The organism is Candidatus Omnitrophota bacterium (genome assembly GCA_028699255.1).
Taxonomy (GTDB): domain Bacteria; phylum Omnitrophota; class Gorgyraeia; order 2-01-FULL-45-10; family 2-01-FULL-45-10; genus FEN-1322.
This window is the reverse complement of the sequence record JAQVUX010000006.1, coordinates 54,597-70,109: the sequence shown is the minus strand read 5'-3', so window position 1 is coordinate 70,109 and position 15,513 is coordinate 54,597. Positions and strand designations below refer to the sequence as shown.

The following is a 15,513-nucleotide window of genomic DNA, read 5'->3' as shown; positions in this document are numbered from 1 at the left end:
TTAAAGGGCTAATTTTGCGGAAGCCATAATAATATTGTCGGTATAACTGTATTTTCCAAACCGGGATCCTCTACGGGAATATTTATACTCAAGCCCGAGGATCCAGTGCGCTGTCGGTTTGTATTCGAGCATCACGTCCGCCGTATAAATCCTGTCTATGCGTTTTCCGACATCCCAGGCTTCGGTTGTAACTTCCGGATATACGTCCGCGATGTAATTTCCACCCGCCCTTATCGCAAGCTTACGTGTGAGTTGACGCTTGTACCATCCCCCGAATGTCGTATAAGAGAAATAATTATTGCCGGCATAGAGAGAATCTATGAGGGTGCGCAGGCCGTAAAACTCGATGTATGTCTTTCTGTCAGGGCGGTACATTAATCGCCCTGATGCAATACAAGTATTGAAAGCCCTGCTATTTTTATAAAAATCCGCATACCTTATACCGGCGCCTATTTCCGCTTGAAGACAACGCGTTATGTCCTCGCGCACGCCGAAAATCCACTGATAGTATGTGGAATTACGAAAGTTTACCTTATCGTAAAGTGTATAGGCGTAATTGTAGCTAGATATAAGAGTGGTCTTATCGCGAGGTTTACAATAACCCGAAACGGAAAAAATATACCTGTTATAGTTTGGCACCGACGTTGAAAAATACTGTGCGCGCACTTCTTCAAAACCACCGTATAAACCGGTCTTTTTATTATCATATCCTACATAAGCTTTTACGTTATTATATATGCTCTTTTCCAACCCAACCAATTCCGTGCTTTGCGGATAGGCCGTTTTATAAAACGTCTCTTCAGCTTTCATAAAAAAATTATGCCCAAGATCCAGTCTGGCCGAAGATATCAGAGTGTGATCTACTCTTCTTTGATGTATGTGCTCCCAGTATTCCAGGATATCGGCATTATAAGCGGCTTTGAATTTAAACTTACTGTCTTCGGCATCACTTGAGCGCAATTTCACATTCGCGCCTATAGTCGTGGTAGTTATATTATCATTATTATGGGCTCCGTATGCGGCAAGGAATATGTTGTCATCGTATGATTGTTCGATAGCCGTCCACGGACTAACCTTTAGTGATCCTATGCGTATCTCGGTATTTTTAGCTGAAGCAGTAGAAATAAATACGGTGAGGAAAGCCGCTGTTGATATTATTAACAGGGTATATTTGATATTAGCCATTTGTGATAAGTATACCCGCTACAAGGCGAGCGGTCAAGAAAAGAGTGCGAAGCATTCGTTTCGTAAAAAAATAAGTTGTACGGACACCGGGTAAATAGTAAACTGTATACTTACCTAAGGAGGGAGCGGCGTGATAATATCTAAACGCCATAAGAGAACGGGCCTTACGACGAAAGTGGCGCGCAGGATACACGAAATACCGGCGCACGACTGGAAGAAGGTATTCCCGGACATACTCGAAAATTACGAGTTCTTCCATGCTCTTGACGAATCGAACCTCGAGCAATTCCCTCCATACTATATAATCGTCTACGACCGCAAAACCCCGGTAGCGGCAACGGCCTGCTTCGTCGTTAACTATTCGCTCGACACCAGCATAAACGGCCCTTTAAGACGCATATCCAATTCCATTAAAAAAATATTACCCGGTATATTCAGCATAAAAGCGTTTGTGTGCGGCATGCCGATCGGCCAGGGGCGCATAGGCATAGCTGGGCAGAGCGACCGCATAATGCACACGATATTACGCCGGATAGAGCAATTGGCTAAAAAAGAGAAAGCGCCGATAATAGCGTTCAAGGACTTCGATAAATCGTACACCCCCCTGCTCGATCCCTTGCAAAAAAAAGGTTACGTTAAATTTAACAGCCTTCCTACGACCGAACTCAATGTATGGTTCAAGGATTTCGAAGAGTACCTGAATACACTGAGCGCTCCTAATAGATATGACTTGCGGCGAAAATTTAAAAAAGTAGACGGGCATGTAAAAATCAACTTGCGGATCGTCGACTCACTCGATGATAAAACATTGGGTGAGGTTTATCGCTTGTACCTCGACATAGTCGCAAAACACGACATGGGTTTTGAGCTCCTTCCCGTAGAATTTTTCCAGAATATATCGAAAAATATGCCGCATAAGGTAAAGTTCTTCCTCTGGGAGATCGACGGTAAGCTTGTGGCGTTCCTTCTCTGCCTGGTATCGGAAGATATGCTGATAGATTATTACGTAGGACTCGACTATTCGGTCGCATACAAATACTATCTCTATTTCATCAAATTCCGCGACGTGCTCACCTGGGCTATCCACCACAAAATAAAACGATACGAGATGGGCATCACCGGCTACGAACCGAAACGCCGCCTCGGATTTGACTTCATCCCGCTTTACCTCTACGTAAAACTCCGCAACAGGATGCTGCGCCCGGCATTCAACCTTATATGCCAGTTCTTGAAGTTCGAGAACTTCGACCCCGTATTGAAAGACATAGCAAAGCGCAGATCCAAATAATCGTTGTTGACACTATTCGCGGTATGCGTTATCATACTTGACATACATTTCATACAAATCAAAGGAGAATGATCATGAGTTCTATATTTCAGGGTAATGCTTACGGCTCGGTAACGGTCGGGGAAAGAGGACAGCTGGTTATTCCGGCGGTTTTGCGCAAAGAATTAAAAATAAAATCCGGCGACAGGCTTATGGTTTTCGCCAAGGCCGATACAAAGGTGGTGCATCTCATGCGCGAGGCGGATTTTACATCTTTTCTGCATAAAGCTTCTAAAGCCATATCCAAAATGGAAGGCGAACTGCCCAAAAAATGACACGTTTAAAATTCATCCTCACGATATCGCTATCTATCTTCTTAGGCGCCGCATCTTATGCGCACGCCGAAGAGGCGCTTGAGTGGAAAGAGTGCGTAAAAGAGGCTCGCGCCCAGCATCCCGACCTCGCAAGCGCCGCGGCAAAGATAAAGCAGAATATCGCCGCCAAAGAAGTTACCAGAGGCGCCGTCATGCCGCAGATAACGGGCACGGCGAGCGAGACCACATCGAAGGGCGCGGTATTCGGCAGTGCCGGCGGCGGGTCTTCCACGATCGAATCCTCTACCGACAGCAATTCGACAACTACTTATGATTATGGCGCAACAGTCCAACAGCTTCTCTTCGATGGTTTTAAAACTTCTTACGATCTCTCCGGTGCGGAAAGAACCATAATAGCCTCGAGATATACCTACGATGTTACGTCGTCAAACATACGCCTTAGCCTTAGAACAGCATACGTTGCTCTTCTTACCGCGCAGGAGCTTCTCAAAGTTACCGAAGAAATCGAAGGCCGTCGTAAACAGGCCATGGAACTTGTCAAATTGCGCTATGAGGGCGGCAGAGAGCACAGAGGCTCTCTTCTCACCTCAGAGGCGGATTGGGCACAAGCAAACTTTGAGGTCAACCAGGCAAAAAGAAGCATCTACCTGGCCGAGCGCCAGCTTACAAAAGAATTGGGACGGTCTAAATTTGTGTCCATAACAGCCAGGGGGGATTTTGTAGTCGCGGAAAAAGACCGCGACAGGCCGGACTTTGAAAAATTGTGCGAATCGACCCCCCTCCTGCGTCAGCTCGTCGCTAAAAAAGAGGCGGCCAAATTCGGATTAAGTTCCGCCAAGGCGCAGTTCTTCCCGCAAATTTACGCGACGGGAACGATGAATAACACCAACATTGATGCCTTCCCCGATAAAAACGAATGGTCATTCGGCACCAGCTTCTCTTTACCTATATTTCAGGGGAACATAATCGCTGGTGTGCCAAAAGCTAAAGAGGCGTGGAAGCAGGCCATGGAGGACGAACGCAGTGGGCGCGACGGCGTAATTTACACATTATCGAACACGTGGACAACCCTGCAAAACACCCTGGATCAGGTCGAAGTATCGCGAAAGTCCCTCGAAGCCGCGAGCGAGCGAGCCAAGATATCCACCGCCGAATATTCCATAGGTCTTTTGACATATGACAACTGGATAATAATAGAAAATAACCTCGTTACGGCAAAGAAAACGCTTCTATCCACCCAACAGGCCGCGTTGATAGCGGAAGCAAATTGGATACAGGCAAAAGGAGGAACTCTCGATTATGACGCACAATAGCAAAAGAGCGATCTTTGTGAGCGTATTGATTTTGATATCCGCCGCGGCGATCTTGATGATCATGCCTAAGGGGAAATCGTCCAAAGAAGTTGTCCGGGAGATATTTCCTATGGTAGGAAATATACAATCGGTAATAAGCTCCACTGCCATCGTACAGCCGCAGAGTAGATTAGAGATAAAACCGCCGATCAACGGCCGCATAAACGAGATACTGGTTAAAGAGGGCGAGACGGTAAAGTCGGGGCAGACCCTGGCGTGGATGAGCTCGACCGAAAGGGCCGCTCTTCTCGACGCGGCACGCGGACGCGGTGAAGAAGCGATGAAATACTGGGCAGACGTGTACAAAGCCACGCCCCTCATATCGCCCATAGACGGCCAGGTTATAGTCAGCACCGACAAGCCCGGACAAACCGTTACGACCTCCGACATCGTCGTAGTTATCTCGGACAGGCTTATCGTCCAGGCCCAGATTGACGAAACGGATATAGGAAAAGTGCGTCTCGGCCAAAGCGTCGGCATATCGCTCGACGCTTATCCCGATATAAAACTAAACGGCGTGGTCGACCATATATATTATGAATCGGAAACAGTAAATAACGTGAATATCTACCAGGTGGACATAGTTCCTGAAACAGTGCCCGCCGTATTCCGCTCCGGCATGACGGCCACGGTAAATATCCTCGAGAGCGAAAAGAATAACGTCCTTACGATACCGCAGGAAGTCGTCAAACATGGCAAGGATGGTGATTATGTCATCATCGGACAGGCTCAAGGCAAGAAGGAAGAGCGTAAAATAGAGCTTGGAGCTTCTGATGAAAAAAATGTGGAAGTTCTTTCAGGATTATCCGAAAATGATCGCATCCTCGCCGTAAGCCAAAAGTTTACCATGCCGGATTCTTCTTCTAAAACCGGTAAAAATCCGTTTATGCCATCGATGCGAAAAGGCGGTAAATAGTAAAACTATGATCGAGTTAAAAAATATAAGTAAGACATACCATACGGGTACGGTAGGAGTCGCCGCGGTGCGCGGCGTATCCGTCAAAATAGGGCATGGAGAGTTCGTCGCGATAATGGGGCCCTCCGGTTCCGGTAAATCCACACTCCTGCACATCTTAGGCCTTCTCGATATGCCGGACTCCGGGCAATATTACCTCGCGGGCAGTGACGTAGCAAATGTCACCGATACGCAGTCGGCGGCGATAAGAAACCACCTTATGGGATTCATATTCCAGCAGTTCCATCTGCTTCCGAGAGTTACCTCCTTAGAAAATGCCGAGCTTCCTTTAATATACGCCGGCAAGCGCCACTTAAAAGAACGCGCTCTTCAAAAGATCGAGGCGGTGGGCCTTTCGCACAGGGCCCTGCATAGACCTAACGAACTATCCGGCGGCGAACAGCAACGCGTCGCGATAGCCCGTTCATTGGTAAACGATCCGCCGCTTATTCTTGCCGATGAGCCGACAGGAAACCTAGACTCAAAAAGCCAGAACGAGATCATTGCAATATTGGAAAAATTGAACGCCGAAGGCAAGACCATAGTCATGGTCACCCATGAAGAAGAGGTGGCCGAACACGCGGCACGCATTATAAAAATGCGCGACGGGCAAATAGTATCCGACGAACTGAATAAGACACAAAAGACCAGTGGAATTATCCGGACTAACGAAGAGGATGCTGGGCGGCCGGATATAAGCCATATACTGGCTGAAAAAACACCCAATATAAAACGCGCGGAGATAAGCGATCACTTACGACAAGCGTTCTGGTCGATAGTATCACACAAACTGCGCTCAGCGCTTTCGATGCTCGGCATACTCATAGGAGTGGCCGCGGTCATAGCTATGCTTGCTCTGGGCACAGGCGCGCAGGAATCTATCAAAAAACAGTTAGCCTCTCTCGGCTCAAACCTCCTCATGATAAGATCCGGTTCCCATCAGACGCGCGGCGTAGCGCTCGGCGCAGGCGCGATAGCGCGTTTCACATCCCAGGATGTGGAAGCAATATCAAAAATACCCAACGTAAAAAACGTCTCGGCCAGTGTATCCAGTAGCGCCCAGGCGGTATATGCCAATGAGAACTGCAGTACGCAAGTCCAGGGAGTAAGCGTAAATTACGCCCAGATGCGCGCCGCTGTGCCGACGACCGGCAGGTTTTTTACCGAGGAGGAAGTGCGTATGCGCGCGCGCGTAGCGGTGGTCGGCGTAACCGTTCTTAAACAACTTTTCCCTAATGAAAATCCTCTGGATGCCTATATCAAGATAAACCGGATCAATTTCAAAATAATCGGTATCCTGCCGGAAAAAGGCGCGGCCGGGCCTAATGATCAGGATAACATTATTATAATACCGGTAACGACTGGCATGTACCGGCTCCTGGGCAAACAGTACATCGATTCAATAGATGTTGAGGTGAATGACATAGCGTCAATGGACGAAGTAGAGGATGCGATAAAAGCGCTTCTTATAAAACGCCACCGGCTTACGACACTTAAAGACCGGGAAGAAGCGTTCGAGATACGAAATATGGCCGACATCAAACAGACCCTCGAAGCCACGACTAACACCATCTCCATGCTTCTGGGATCGATCGCCGCTATATCGCTTCTCGTTGGCGGGATAGGTATCATGAATATAATGCTCGTTTCTGTAACCGAGCGAACCAGAGAGATAGGTTTAAGAAAAGCTATCGGCGCGCGGGAATCGGATATCATGATGCAATTTTTGATAGAATCGGTAACCATGACTTTGAGCGGCGGGATAATCGGGGTGTTGCTGGGTTCTGGAATAGCCGCGCTCTTAGCTATGGTGGTTGGGTGGACTATAAAGGTGACTGTCTTCTCGGTAGTACTTGCTACTACATTCTCCGTCGCTATAGGACTCGTATTTGGATTATGGCCTGCGCGTCAGGCGTCCAAATTAAACCCCATAGAAGCCTTAAGGTACGAATAACTGCCTTCGCATACTGTATATCTTCTTTACAGCTTCAATAAATATTATGATAACGAGCGCTATCATTATAACCGACAAAGCCGCGTTCATATTTCCCTGGAAGGTATGCTTGGGAATATAATTATCGGTTATGTTCATGATACCGGCCGTTACCGTGGTAACGAACATGAACACGGCGGGTATAAACGTTATAAGTCCATATCTCCAGTTCTTGGAATGTTTCAAAATATAAACCGTGCCGATCGCCAATGCGAGCGTCGCTAAAAGCTGGTTCGCCACGCCAAACATCGGCCATATGGTCGTAATATCCCCGTTATAGACGAGATAACCCCATAGCGCACTTACCGCCGCGCCGCTCAAGAGTGAGCCGGCAAGCGTCTTGTCGAACTTCATCCTTGGTTTGACCAGCCTGGCGAGTTCTTGCAGTATATAACGCGCTACACGCGTGCCTGTATCGACCGTAGTAAGGATGAAGAGCGCCTCGAACATGATCGCAAAATGGTACCAATAACCCATCAGCCCCTTCATGCCGGGGATAGACGACAGTATCACCGACATGCCTGCGGCGAGCGACACCGCCCCGCCCGCCCTGCCGGAGAGCGTCTCCCCCGTCATCCGCTCGATCTCAGCAAGCTGAGTTGTACCCAGGCCCATTTTAGCGAATACATCTGCCGGGACATTTATGGCAAAATAATCCCCGGGCAATAGTACCGTCGCCGCTATGAGCGCCAGTATGGAGACGATCGACTCTACAAGCATGGCCCCGAAGCCTATCATCTTTATGTCGGATTCCTTGTCGATCATCTTGGGCGTAGTGCCGGACGCTATTAACGCATGAAAACCGCTTATGGCTCCGCATGCGATCGTAATGCACACGAAGGGCCAGACCTTCCCTGGTATTATCGGTCCCCCTCCATGGATATAACTGGTTACCGCGGGCATTTTTAGTATCGGATCGACTAAACATATGCCGCCGGCAAGTAGTATTATGGTGCCTATCTTCATGTACGAGCTCAAATAATCACGCGGGCATAGGAGAAGCCATACAGGCAGGACCGACGCTATAAATCCGTATATAGGTAAAATTATTGAAAGGGCTGTTTTTGATAATAAAAAGTATTGGCCAAACGCCGTCTTTGCGATAGGCTCGCCAAATACGACACCCGCGACCACGATAACGACACCTATGATCGACGCTTCTACTACCTTACCGGGGCGCAGTTTGTACATGTAAAACGCGACGCAGAGAGCGGCCGGTATCGTCATAGCTATGGTGAATGTGGCCCATGCACTTTCGCTCAACGCGTTCACCACCACTATGGCCAACCCCGCCAGGGCAGTGATGATTATAAAAAGAATCGCTATTCCGGTTATGAGCCCGGCGGTTTTACTGACATTCTTCCGTGCCAGACGCGTAAGAGAAAGCCCTTTGGTGCGCACGGAGGCGAAAAGTATGACCACGTCATGAACCGCGCCGCCGAGAACAGCGCCGATAAGAAGCCACAGGAATCCGGGGAGGTAACCAAACTGCGCGGCGAGTACAGGACCAACCAGAGGCCCCGCGCCGGATATAGCGGCGAAGTGGTGGCCGAACAAGACATATTTATTCGTCGGGTGATAATCGCGTCCGTCCTTAAAGGTATGGGCCGGGGTCTGATTCTTATCGTTAAGAACAAGAACTTTCGCCGTAATGAACTTCGCGTAAAAACGGTACGCGAGCGCGAATACGAGTAGGGCTACTATTATGAGTGTTAATGCGTGCATAAGATAGTTATGTTATTGAGTTAAAGTGGTGGGCAAGACAGGGGTCGAACCTGTAACCTATCGGATGTAAACCGATTGCTCCGCCATTGAGCTACTTGCCCTTAAGAGAGATTATAATACCATAATCGCTGTTTCCGGCGCAATCATTTAGGATTTTCTACTTCCTCGAGCCGGGTTTTGTTATGGGAATATTGTTTTTACAGAGTGGGCACTCGCTCTCTTTATAGGTCTTGACGTCTATCTTGGCCAGCGCAAAAAACGGCGCGCCGAAATCTACCGGTGACGAGCTCCTGTCGATGATACTTGCAACCCCGATGACTACGCCGCCTGCTTTAGAAACCAGATCCATCACTTCCTTAGTCGAACCGCCCGTCGTTATGACATCTTCCACGACCAGTACCCGCTCGCCGGCGGAGATCGCAAACCCCCTGCGGAGCACCATCGCCCCTTCCTGTCTTTCCGTGAACAGCCCTCTCACTTTGAGGGCGCGGGCGACCTCGTATGCGAGGGTTACCCCGCCGAGCGCAGGCCCCACAACAAGATCTATTTTACTTTGCTGGAATTTTTTCGCAATCTCGCGCGAAAACTTTTCCGCGATATCCGGATACTGCAATACGAGCGCGCATTGCAGATAATTCTGGCTGTGCAGGCCGCTTGATAATTTAAAGTGCCCGGTAAGCAGGGCGTTTTTTTCGTGGAATAATCCTAAAACATCTTTTTCCGTCATGACTCCATCTCCCTTAATATCTCCTGCGCCGCGTCAGCCGGGTCGGCGGATTCGGTTACGGGCCTTCCGACTACTATATAATCGGCCCCCGCCGCCACGGCCTCCTTCGGCGTCATTATCCTTTTCTGGTCATCTACGGCGGCCCATGCCGGACGCACTCCGGGAGTCACTATCAAAAAATCCTTGCCGAGATTCTGCCTTATGGCTTTTGTCTCCGTCGGTGCCGCCACCACTCCGTCCAGCCCCGCCTTTTTAGCAAGATGGGCAAGCCGTAAAACCGCTTCCTTGGGACTGCCCTCAACACCTATATCCTTCAATGCCTTCTCGTCAAAGGATGTAAGTATTGTAACTGCCAGGATATTCGGTTTCGCTATGCCGAGCCGCGCGGCTTCGGCCGTCACAGCCTCGGCCGTACGTCTCATCATTTCATATCCGCCCAGGGCATGCACATTGAACATTAACGGCTTAAGGCTCGTTACCGCTACGGACGCTTTCGCGACGGTGGTCGGGATGTCGTAAAATTTCAGGTCGAGGAATACGTCACAACCGGTTTCGCGTATCCTCTCGACTATGCGCGGCCCGCATGAGGAGAAGAGCTCGAGGCCGATCTTAAAAAATCCGACATATTCCTTCAATTTTTCCGCCATTTCTATGGCGGCGTCTTCAGTCTTCAGGTCCAGAGCTACTATAAGTTGTTTGATCGGTTCCATTTATGCTTTTAACCCTCCGATGATATCTTTTATACGGCGATAGCCGGCATGCTCTAAATATCTTCTTATATCTTTGATTACGCACCCCGGGGTGCGGGGATCGGTAAATACGGCGGTTCCAATCTGTACGGCAGTGGCCCCGCAGAGCATAAACTCTATCGCGTCTTTGTAATTGATTATGCCGCCCGAGCCTATTATGGGAATATCCACTTTATTGTAAACATCCCATACCATCTTTAAAGCGATAGGTTTTATCGCCGGGCCGCTTAGGCCGCCGGTTATATTTCCGAGCTTCGGCTTTTTCGTTTCAATATCGACGGCCATCGCCGGGAACGTATTAACCAAAAGCACGGCATCGGCACCGGCCTTCTCGGCCGACGCGGCTATCACTGAAATATCCGTAACATTCGGTGTAAGCTTCGCGATTAACGGCAACCTCGTCGAGCTTCTCACGGCGCGGACTATCCTTCCGGTAACGTCGGGATCCTGCGCTATGAGTCCGGCCAATGTCCCGTGCCTTACGTTGGGGCACGATAGGTTTATCTCAAGCGCTGATATTTTCGCTACAGCGCTAAGTCTTTTGGCAAGCAAGGCATATTCTCTTTCGTTATTACCGGCTATACTTACCACGATCGGTGCTTTTATCCCTTTTACCTTCGGCAGTTTGTTCTTTATAAAATCATCGAGTCCTTTGTTCTCAAGACCTATTGAATTAAGCATTCCCGAAAATGTTTCCGCGATGCGCGGCGGCGGGTTCCCGACGCGGGCTTCAAGCGTTATCGTCTTTAATACAACGGCGCCGAGCGCATTTACGTCGAAGAGCTCGCCGTATTCCGGGCCAAACGTCCCGGATGCGGTCATAACTGGATTTTTAAGTTTCAATCTGCCGATATTAACCGAAAGATCTACCATATTATCTCCCCGGCGTCGAAAACCGGACCGTCTTTGCATACCATTTTGTATCGGCTATCCGTTTTAACTTTTACAGGACAGCCTAAACATACACCGACACCGCAAGCCATGTGCTCTTCGAGCGAAACCTGACACGGGACGCCGCTACTGTATGCTAAGCGTGATACCGCCTTCAGCATACCGGTCGGCCCGCAGGCATATATTACCGACGGACGAGAAGCGGCGGCTGAGAGCGCTGTCAATAATGGGTTTGTCACAAGACCTTTAAGCCCCTTCGAGCCATCGTCCGTAGTAATTACCGCTTTTGCGCCGAGTTTTTTAAACTCCTTTTCGCATAATATATGCCCCTTCGAGCGCCCACCGATCAAAACATGAATTTTTATACTTTTTCTCTTCAATTCTTCGGCTAAAAAGAATAATGGCGCCACGCCGTTACCGCCTGCGACCAGAATGGCCGGGCGTTGACGCGCGCAGGTCGCAAGACCGAGATCAAAACCATTCCCGAGGGGCCCAATAATGTCGAGTGTCTCTCCGGGTTTTTTCTGCGACAATGCATCCGTTCCACGGCCGACGACTTCATATAAAAGCTCTATGCCTGCGTCGATGACCCTGTGAATGCCGAACGGCCGGCGCAGGAGCGGGTCGGTCTCCTGCGAGCACCTCACCTCGACAAATTGCCCCGGCCGTGAATAACCGGCAAGATATGAGGACGCGATACGCATCCTGTAGAAACCTTTGGCGATTTCTTTGTTCTTTAGTATCTTTGCCTGTACTTGTTTCATAATTTTACTCAAAAGAAGCTCAGTTGTTTGTCGCCGGGCGAGCCGCTGTCTCTTAAAATATCGACGGTGCCGTATTCTCCGTCATAACCCGGCTTTATTTCGACATCGCCTTTTCTTACGTTTATTACGCCTGCGGCTATTCTTTCGGGAAGAGCGGACTGTAACTCCCGCTCGTCCATCCACAGCAGTATATTGAACTCCGTCCCGAAATTTTTTATCAGCCGGAAATATTCTCTCTCAACCTTTACGGACCCTGCCCCGACGCCGAATGCGGCGCCTATTATTTCCGTAAGCGGCACCATCCTTTTAAAAGAAGGGCTCCGCGCATCGACATAACCTTCAGCCCTGTCGCAAAGGTCTTCGAGCCGGTGCATTACGCCTATTGTAACCTTCTTGCCGCACACAGGGCAAATATTATTTATCGTCTTCGATTCCTGCGGGCAGAGGCGCGCATTGCATCCTCTGTGGCCATCCCAGTGGTATTTGCCTTCTTCCGGGAAAAATTCGATCGTATAAAGAAATTTGTCTTTATCTTTGGTCTTTAATATTTCAACCAGGCTGTCGTAATCTATTTTCTCTTTGAATACATTCGCCTCGCGGCCCAGCCTCGACGGCGAGTGCGCATCCGAGTTTGATGTAAGGCAGAACCTGTCGAGTTTCGACCAGCGCCAGTTCATACCCGGATCGCTCGAAAGCCCCGTCTCTATCGAGAATATCTTATCCGTCTGATCCTCAAAGCACTCTTCCGGCGAATCGAACCCGGAGTTGGAGCCGAATATACTGAAGTGCGGCGTCCAGGCATGGCCGGGTATCAGAAATATCTTCGGATCTATCCGGGCGAGAAGCCTCGCCATCTTGTCGCATTCCACGCTTAATATGGGCCGTCCGTCCGACGACAGCTCCCCGTATTCCGACAGCGCGGCAGATACTTCCCGCGCCGTTTCAAGCGATGGCGCGAATATTATATTATGGACTTTTCTCGTCCTGCCCGCTTTGAAATATATATTTGAGACTTCGACGGTCAATATGAAATCGATACCATCGTAGCGGTATACGCCGGGCGCGGAAGTCTTTTCAAGGCGCGTCTCAAGTTCTGAAAACCATAACGGGTGAGTAAAATCTCCGGTGCCGAGCATCGATATGCCTTTTATCTTCGCCCATTTTACAAGGCTCGCCAGATCCATATCCTTCGCTGTCGCGCGGGAATATTTCGAATGGATATGGAAATCAGCGATAAACGGCATATTAACCTCATCCGACCTCCGAGGTCGACATAAAGTCGCCCTCGGAGGTCATATCGGTATCTATCCTATAGCAATACCTCGTCCTTCATCACAAGAGTGCCGCCCACAAAAACCGTTACGGCTTTTCCTTTGAGCTTCCAGCCTATGAAAGGCGAATTCTTTGATTTCGAAACTATCGTCTCTTTTTTAAACGTATATTCCTTCTCGGGATCTATTATAGTTATGTCCGCAAGAGCGCCTTCCCTAAGATTTCCGCCGGGGACGCCGAGTATGCCTGCCGGATTTGTCGAAAGTTTCGCAATAAGGCCGCTCCATGATAATATTTTTTTATCAACCAGTTCCATCATACAGAGCGGGATTGCTGTTTCCAGCCCTATTATGCCAAACGGCGCGTAGTCGAATTCGACGTCCTTTTCGGAATCTGTGTGCGGAGCGTGGTCGGTCGCGATCGCGTCTATAGTACCGTCGGCCAGGCCTGCCTTTATCGCTTCCACGTCTTCCTTTGTCCTAAGCGGCGGATTCATCTTTGTATTCGTATCGTAGGTGGCACAGCGCTCATCCGTCAGGCTGAAATAGTGCGGCGCCGTCTCCGCCGTAACTTTGACGCCTGCGGCCTTCGCCGTACGAATGAGTTCAACCGATTCCTTACAGCTTATATGCGCGATATGTATTGGCGTAGAAAATTTTCCGGCAAGCTCAAGGTCGCGCTTTACGGCATCGTATTCACTGCGGGCGCTTATCCCTTTTAAACCCGCCTTCGTCGAGACAAACCCATTATTCATTACCCCGCCGCAAGTAAGAGCGTCGTCTTCACAATGTTCTATCGGGATAATTCCCGTCACAGCGGCGGCCTTTAACGCGTCCTGCATAACTTTTTTGTCCTGGACGCCGGAGCCATCGTCGGATACGGCTACAATGCCCTCTTTTTTAAATTTAGTAAGATCTGCCAGCTTCTTTCCCGCTCTGGATTCCGTTATGGCGCCGCATATAAAGACGCGGCAGGCGGCATCCCTGGCAATAATTTCCTTCAATGTTTTCACCACGGCGGGGTTGTCAATGGCCGGATCGGTATTCGGCATACATAGAACCGCGGTAAATCCTCCCGTAACGGCCGCGCGCGAACCCGTCCAGACCGTCTCTTCATCTTCACGGCCCGGCTCCCTTAAGTGGACGTGCATATCGATAAGCCCGGGTGCGATTATCCTGCCTTTGGCGTCTATTACTTCTATATTTCCACCCCGGGGTGGGATTTCCACCCCGGGGTGTAAATCACCTTGGCCGATCTTCTCAATCTTGCCATCGGCAATTATTATATCAAGAAGCGCGTCTATTTTATTGGCCGGGTCGATAACCCTTCCGCCTTTTATTAAATATCTTTTGTTCATTCTACCCCTTTTGCATAAGCTACAAGGTATAAAACGGCCATTCGCACCGCAATGCCGTTCGTCACCTGTTCCAATATCACCGAATTTTTACCGTCGGCAACCTCGCTCGACATCTCTATCCCCCTATTTATCGGGCCCGGATGCATTACAACTATATCTTTTTTGCAGGCTCTAAGCCGTTCGGCGGTAATGCCGTATTCCTTAAAATATGCCAGCTTCGACGGGAATGCGAGCGCCGCGTCCCGCTCGAACTGCATCCGCAGGACGTTTATAGCATCGGCGCCTCTTAACGCTTCCTCTATATCGGAGGTTATCCTGACGCCCATCTTCTCTATCCCGTCGGGTATCAGCATGCGCGGCGCGCAGACGGTAACCTCTGCCCCAAGCTTCGTCAGCCCCCATATATTTGAACGCGCGACGCGCGAATGCGCTATGTCGCCGATGATGCTAACCTTCAGGCCCTCTATCCTGCCAAGTTTCGACTTCAAGGTAAACATATCGAGTAGCGCCTGGGTAGGATGCTCGTGCCAACCGTCGCCGGCGTTTACAACGCGCGCCTTGACCGACCTGGCGAGTATATTTGGCGCGCCGCTCGAGGAATGGCGTACCACGATTATATCTATCTTGAGCGCCTCTATGTTTTTACCCGTATCTATAAGCGTTTCGCCCTTCTTCACGCTCGATGCTTCTATCTCGATATTCACTACGTCGGCGGACAGGCGTTTCGCGGCGAGTTCAAATGACGTGCGGGTTCTCGTTGAAGGCTCATAGAAGAGATTTACAACCGTCTTACCCCGGAGGGCGGGAACCTTTTTTATCTGGCGGGTAGTAACCTCTTTAAAACTTCCGGCGGTGTATAATATAAGTTCTATCTCTTCTTTCGAGAGATATTCGAGCCCCAGAAGGTCTTTCTTCGTCCAAATCGTCTTCTTTTCCGCCAT

General features: G+C 49.5%; 13 protein-coding genes, 1 tRNA gene and 1 pseudogene. 5 read left to right on the top strand and 10 right to left on the bottom strand.

What is annotated here, in order from left to right; all coding sequences use genetic code 11:
- Entirely contained in the window at positions 1 to 1,185 is a 1,185-nt protein-coding gene (locus PHS46_06025; GenBank protein MDD3906066.1) for an outer membrane beta-barrel protein, read from the bottom strand.
- Positions 1,186 to 1,315: 130 nt separating this feature from the next.
- Between PHS46_06025 and PHS46_06020 the strand changes: the two genes are divergently transcribed.
- The 5 genes and pseudogenes from PHS46_06020 to PHS46_06000 all read left to right on the top strand — a co-directional run bounded on the left by PHS46_06020 (position 1,316) and on the right by PHS46_06000 (position 7,048).
- A complete protein-coding gene (locus tag PHS46_06020; protein MDD3906065.1) occupies positions 1,316 to 2,473 on the top strand; it encodes a GNAT family N-acetyltransferase in 1,158 nt (385 codons plus the stop codon).
- Between the two features lie 101 nt (positions 2,474 to 2,574).
- Positions 2,575 to 2,787, top strand: a pseudogene (locus PHS46_06015) (AbrB/MazE/SpoVT family DNA-binding domain-containing protein).
- A complete protein-coding gene (locus PHS46_06010) occupies positions 2,784 to 4,100 on the top strand; it encodes a TolC family protein (GenBank protein ID MDD3906064.1) in 1,317 nt (438 codons plus the stop codon). Before PHS46_06015 ends, PHS46_06010 begins: the two are co-directional and overlap by 4 nt.
- A complete protein-coding gene (locus PHS46_06005; protein ID MDD3906063.1) occupies positions 4,087 to 5,055 on the top strand; it encodes an efflux RND transporter periplasmic adaptor subunit in 969 nt (322 codons plus the stop codon). Before PHS46_06010 ends, PHS46_06005 begins: the two co-directional genes overlap by 14 nt.
- 7 nt (positions 5,056 to 5,062) lie before the next feature.
- Positions 5,063 to 7,048, top strand: a complete 1,986-nt coding sequence (locus tag PHS46_06000; protein MDD3906062.1) for an ABC transporter permease — start codon at positions 5,063 to 5,065, stop codon at positions 7,046 to 7,048.
- On the opposite strand, the gene PHS46_05995 is transcribed toward PHS46_06000, so the two are convergent.
- From PHS46_05995 to PHS46_05955, 9 genes are all read right to left on the bottom strand, one after another.
- On the bottom strand, positions 7,034 to 8,812 hold the full coding sequence (locus tag PHS46_05995) for a carbon starvation protein A (protein MDD3906061.1): 1,779 nt from the start codon (positions 8,810 to 8,812) through the stop codon (positions 7,034 to 7,036). The two genes, PHS46_06000 and PHS46_05995, sit on opposite strands and share 15 nt — an antisense overlap.
- A 26-nt stretch (positions 8,813 to 8,838) precedes the next feature.
- A tRNA-Val gene (locus PHS46_05990) sits at positions 8,839 to 8,913 on the bottom strand.
- Between the two features lie 56 nt (positions 8,914 to 8,969).
- Entirely contained in the window at positions 8,970 to 9,539 is a 570-nt protein-coding gene (gene pyrE, locus PHS46_05985) for an orotate phosphoribosyltransferase (GenBank protein ID MDD3906060.1), read from the bottom strand.
- The gene (gene pyrF, locus PHS46_05980) at positions 9,536 to 10,249 is read right to left on the bottom strand and encodes an orotidine-5'-phosphate decarboxylase (protein MDD3906059.1); all 714 of its coding nucleotides are present in this window, start codon (positions 10,247 to 10,249) and stop codon (positions 9,536 to 9,538) included. The genes pyrE and pyrF overlap by 4 nt, the downstream gene beginning before the upstream one ends.
- A complete protein-coding gene (locus tag PHS46_05975) occupies positions 10,250 to 11,161 on the bottom strand; it encodes a dihydroorotate dehydrogenase (GenBank protein MDD3906058.1) in 912 nt (303 codons plus the stop codon).
- Positions 11,155 to 11,943 (bottom strand): dihydroorotate dehydrogenase electron transfer subunit, encoded by a 789-nt coding sequence (locus PHS46_05970; protein MDD3906057.1) that lies wholly within the window; start codon positions 11,941 to 11,943, stop codon positions 11,155 to 11,157. The genes PHS46_05975 and PHS46_05970 overlap by 7 nt, the downstream gene beginning before the upstream one ends.
- 8 nt (positions 11,944 to 11,951) lie before the next feature.
- On the bottom strand, positions 11,952 to 13,187 hold the full coding sequence (locus tag PHS46_05965; GenBank protein ID MDD3906056.1) for an endonuclease Q family protein: 1,236 nt from the start codon (positions 13,185 to 13,187) through the stop codon (positions 11,952 to 11,954).
- Positions 13,188 to 13,252: 65 nt separating this feature from the next.
- Positions 13,253 to 14,572 carry a dihydroorotase gene (locus PHS46_05960; protein ID MDD3906055.1) on the bottom strand — a complete coding sequence of 440 codons (1,320 nt, stop codon included), beginning with the start codon at positions 14,570 to 14,572 and terminating at the stop codon, positions 13,253 to 13,255.
- Entirely contained in the window at positions 14,569 to 15,513 is a 945-nt protein-coding gene (locus PHS46_05955; GenBank protein MDD3906054.1) for an aspartate carbamoyltransferase catalytic subunit, read from the bottom strand. Before PHS46_05955 ends, PHS46_05960 begins: the two co-directional genes overlap by 4 nt.

Excerpts from the sequence above, each read along its gene's own strand:
- PHS46_06025 (MDD3906066.1), bottom strand. The coding sequence starts at position 1,185 with ATGGCTAATATCAAATATACCCTGTTAATAATATCAACAGCGGCTTTC.
- PHS46_06010 (MDD3906064.1), top strand. The coding sequence starts at position 2,784 with ATGACACGTTTAAAATTCATCCTCACGATATCGCTATCTATCTTCTTA.
- PHS46_06005 (MDD3906063.1), top strand. The coding sequence starts at position 4,087 with ATGACGCACAATAGCAAAAGAGCGATCTTTGTGAGCGTATTGATTTTG.
- PHS46_06000 (MDD3906062.1), top strand. The coding sequence starts at position 5,063 with ATGATCGAGTTAAAAAATATAAGTAAGACATACCATACGGGTACGGTA.
- PHS46_05995 (MDD3906061.1), bottom strand. The coding sequence starts at position 8,812 with ATGCACGCATTAACACTCATAATAGTAGCCCTACTCGTATTCGCGCTC.
- pyrE (MDD3906060.1), bottom strand. The coding sequence starts at position 9,539 with ATGACGGAAAAAGATGTTTTAGGATTATTCCACGAAAAAAACGCCCTG.
- pyrF (MDD3906059.1), bottom strand. The coding sequence starts at position 10,249 with ATGGAACCGATCAAACAACTTATAGTAGCTCTGGACCTGAAGACTGAA.
- PHS46_05975 (MDD3906058.1), bottom strand. The coding sequence starts at position 11,161 with ATGGTAGATCTTTCGGTTAATATCGGCAGATTGAAACTTAAAAATCCA.
- PHS46_05970 (MDD3906057.1), bottom strand. The coding sequence starts at position 11,943 with ATGAAACAAGTACAGGCAAAGATACTAAAGAACAAAGAAATCGCCAAA.
- PHS46_05965 (MDD3906056.1), bottom strand. The coding sequence starts at position 13,187 with ATGCCGTTTATCGCTGATTTCCATATCCATTCGAAATATTCCCGCGCG.
- PHS46_05960 (MDD3906055.1), bottom strand. The coding sequence starts at position 14,572 with ATGAACAAAAGATATTTAATAAAAGGCGGAAGGGTTATCGACCCGGCC.
- PHS46_05955 (MDD3906054.1), bottom strand. The coding sequence starts at position 15,513 with ATGGCGGAAAAGAAGACGATTTGGACGAAGAAAGACCTTCTGGGGCTC.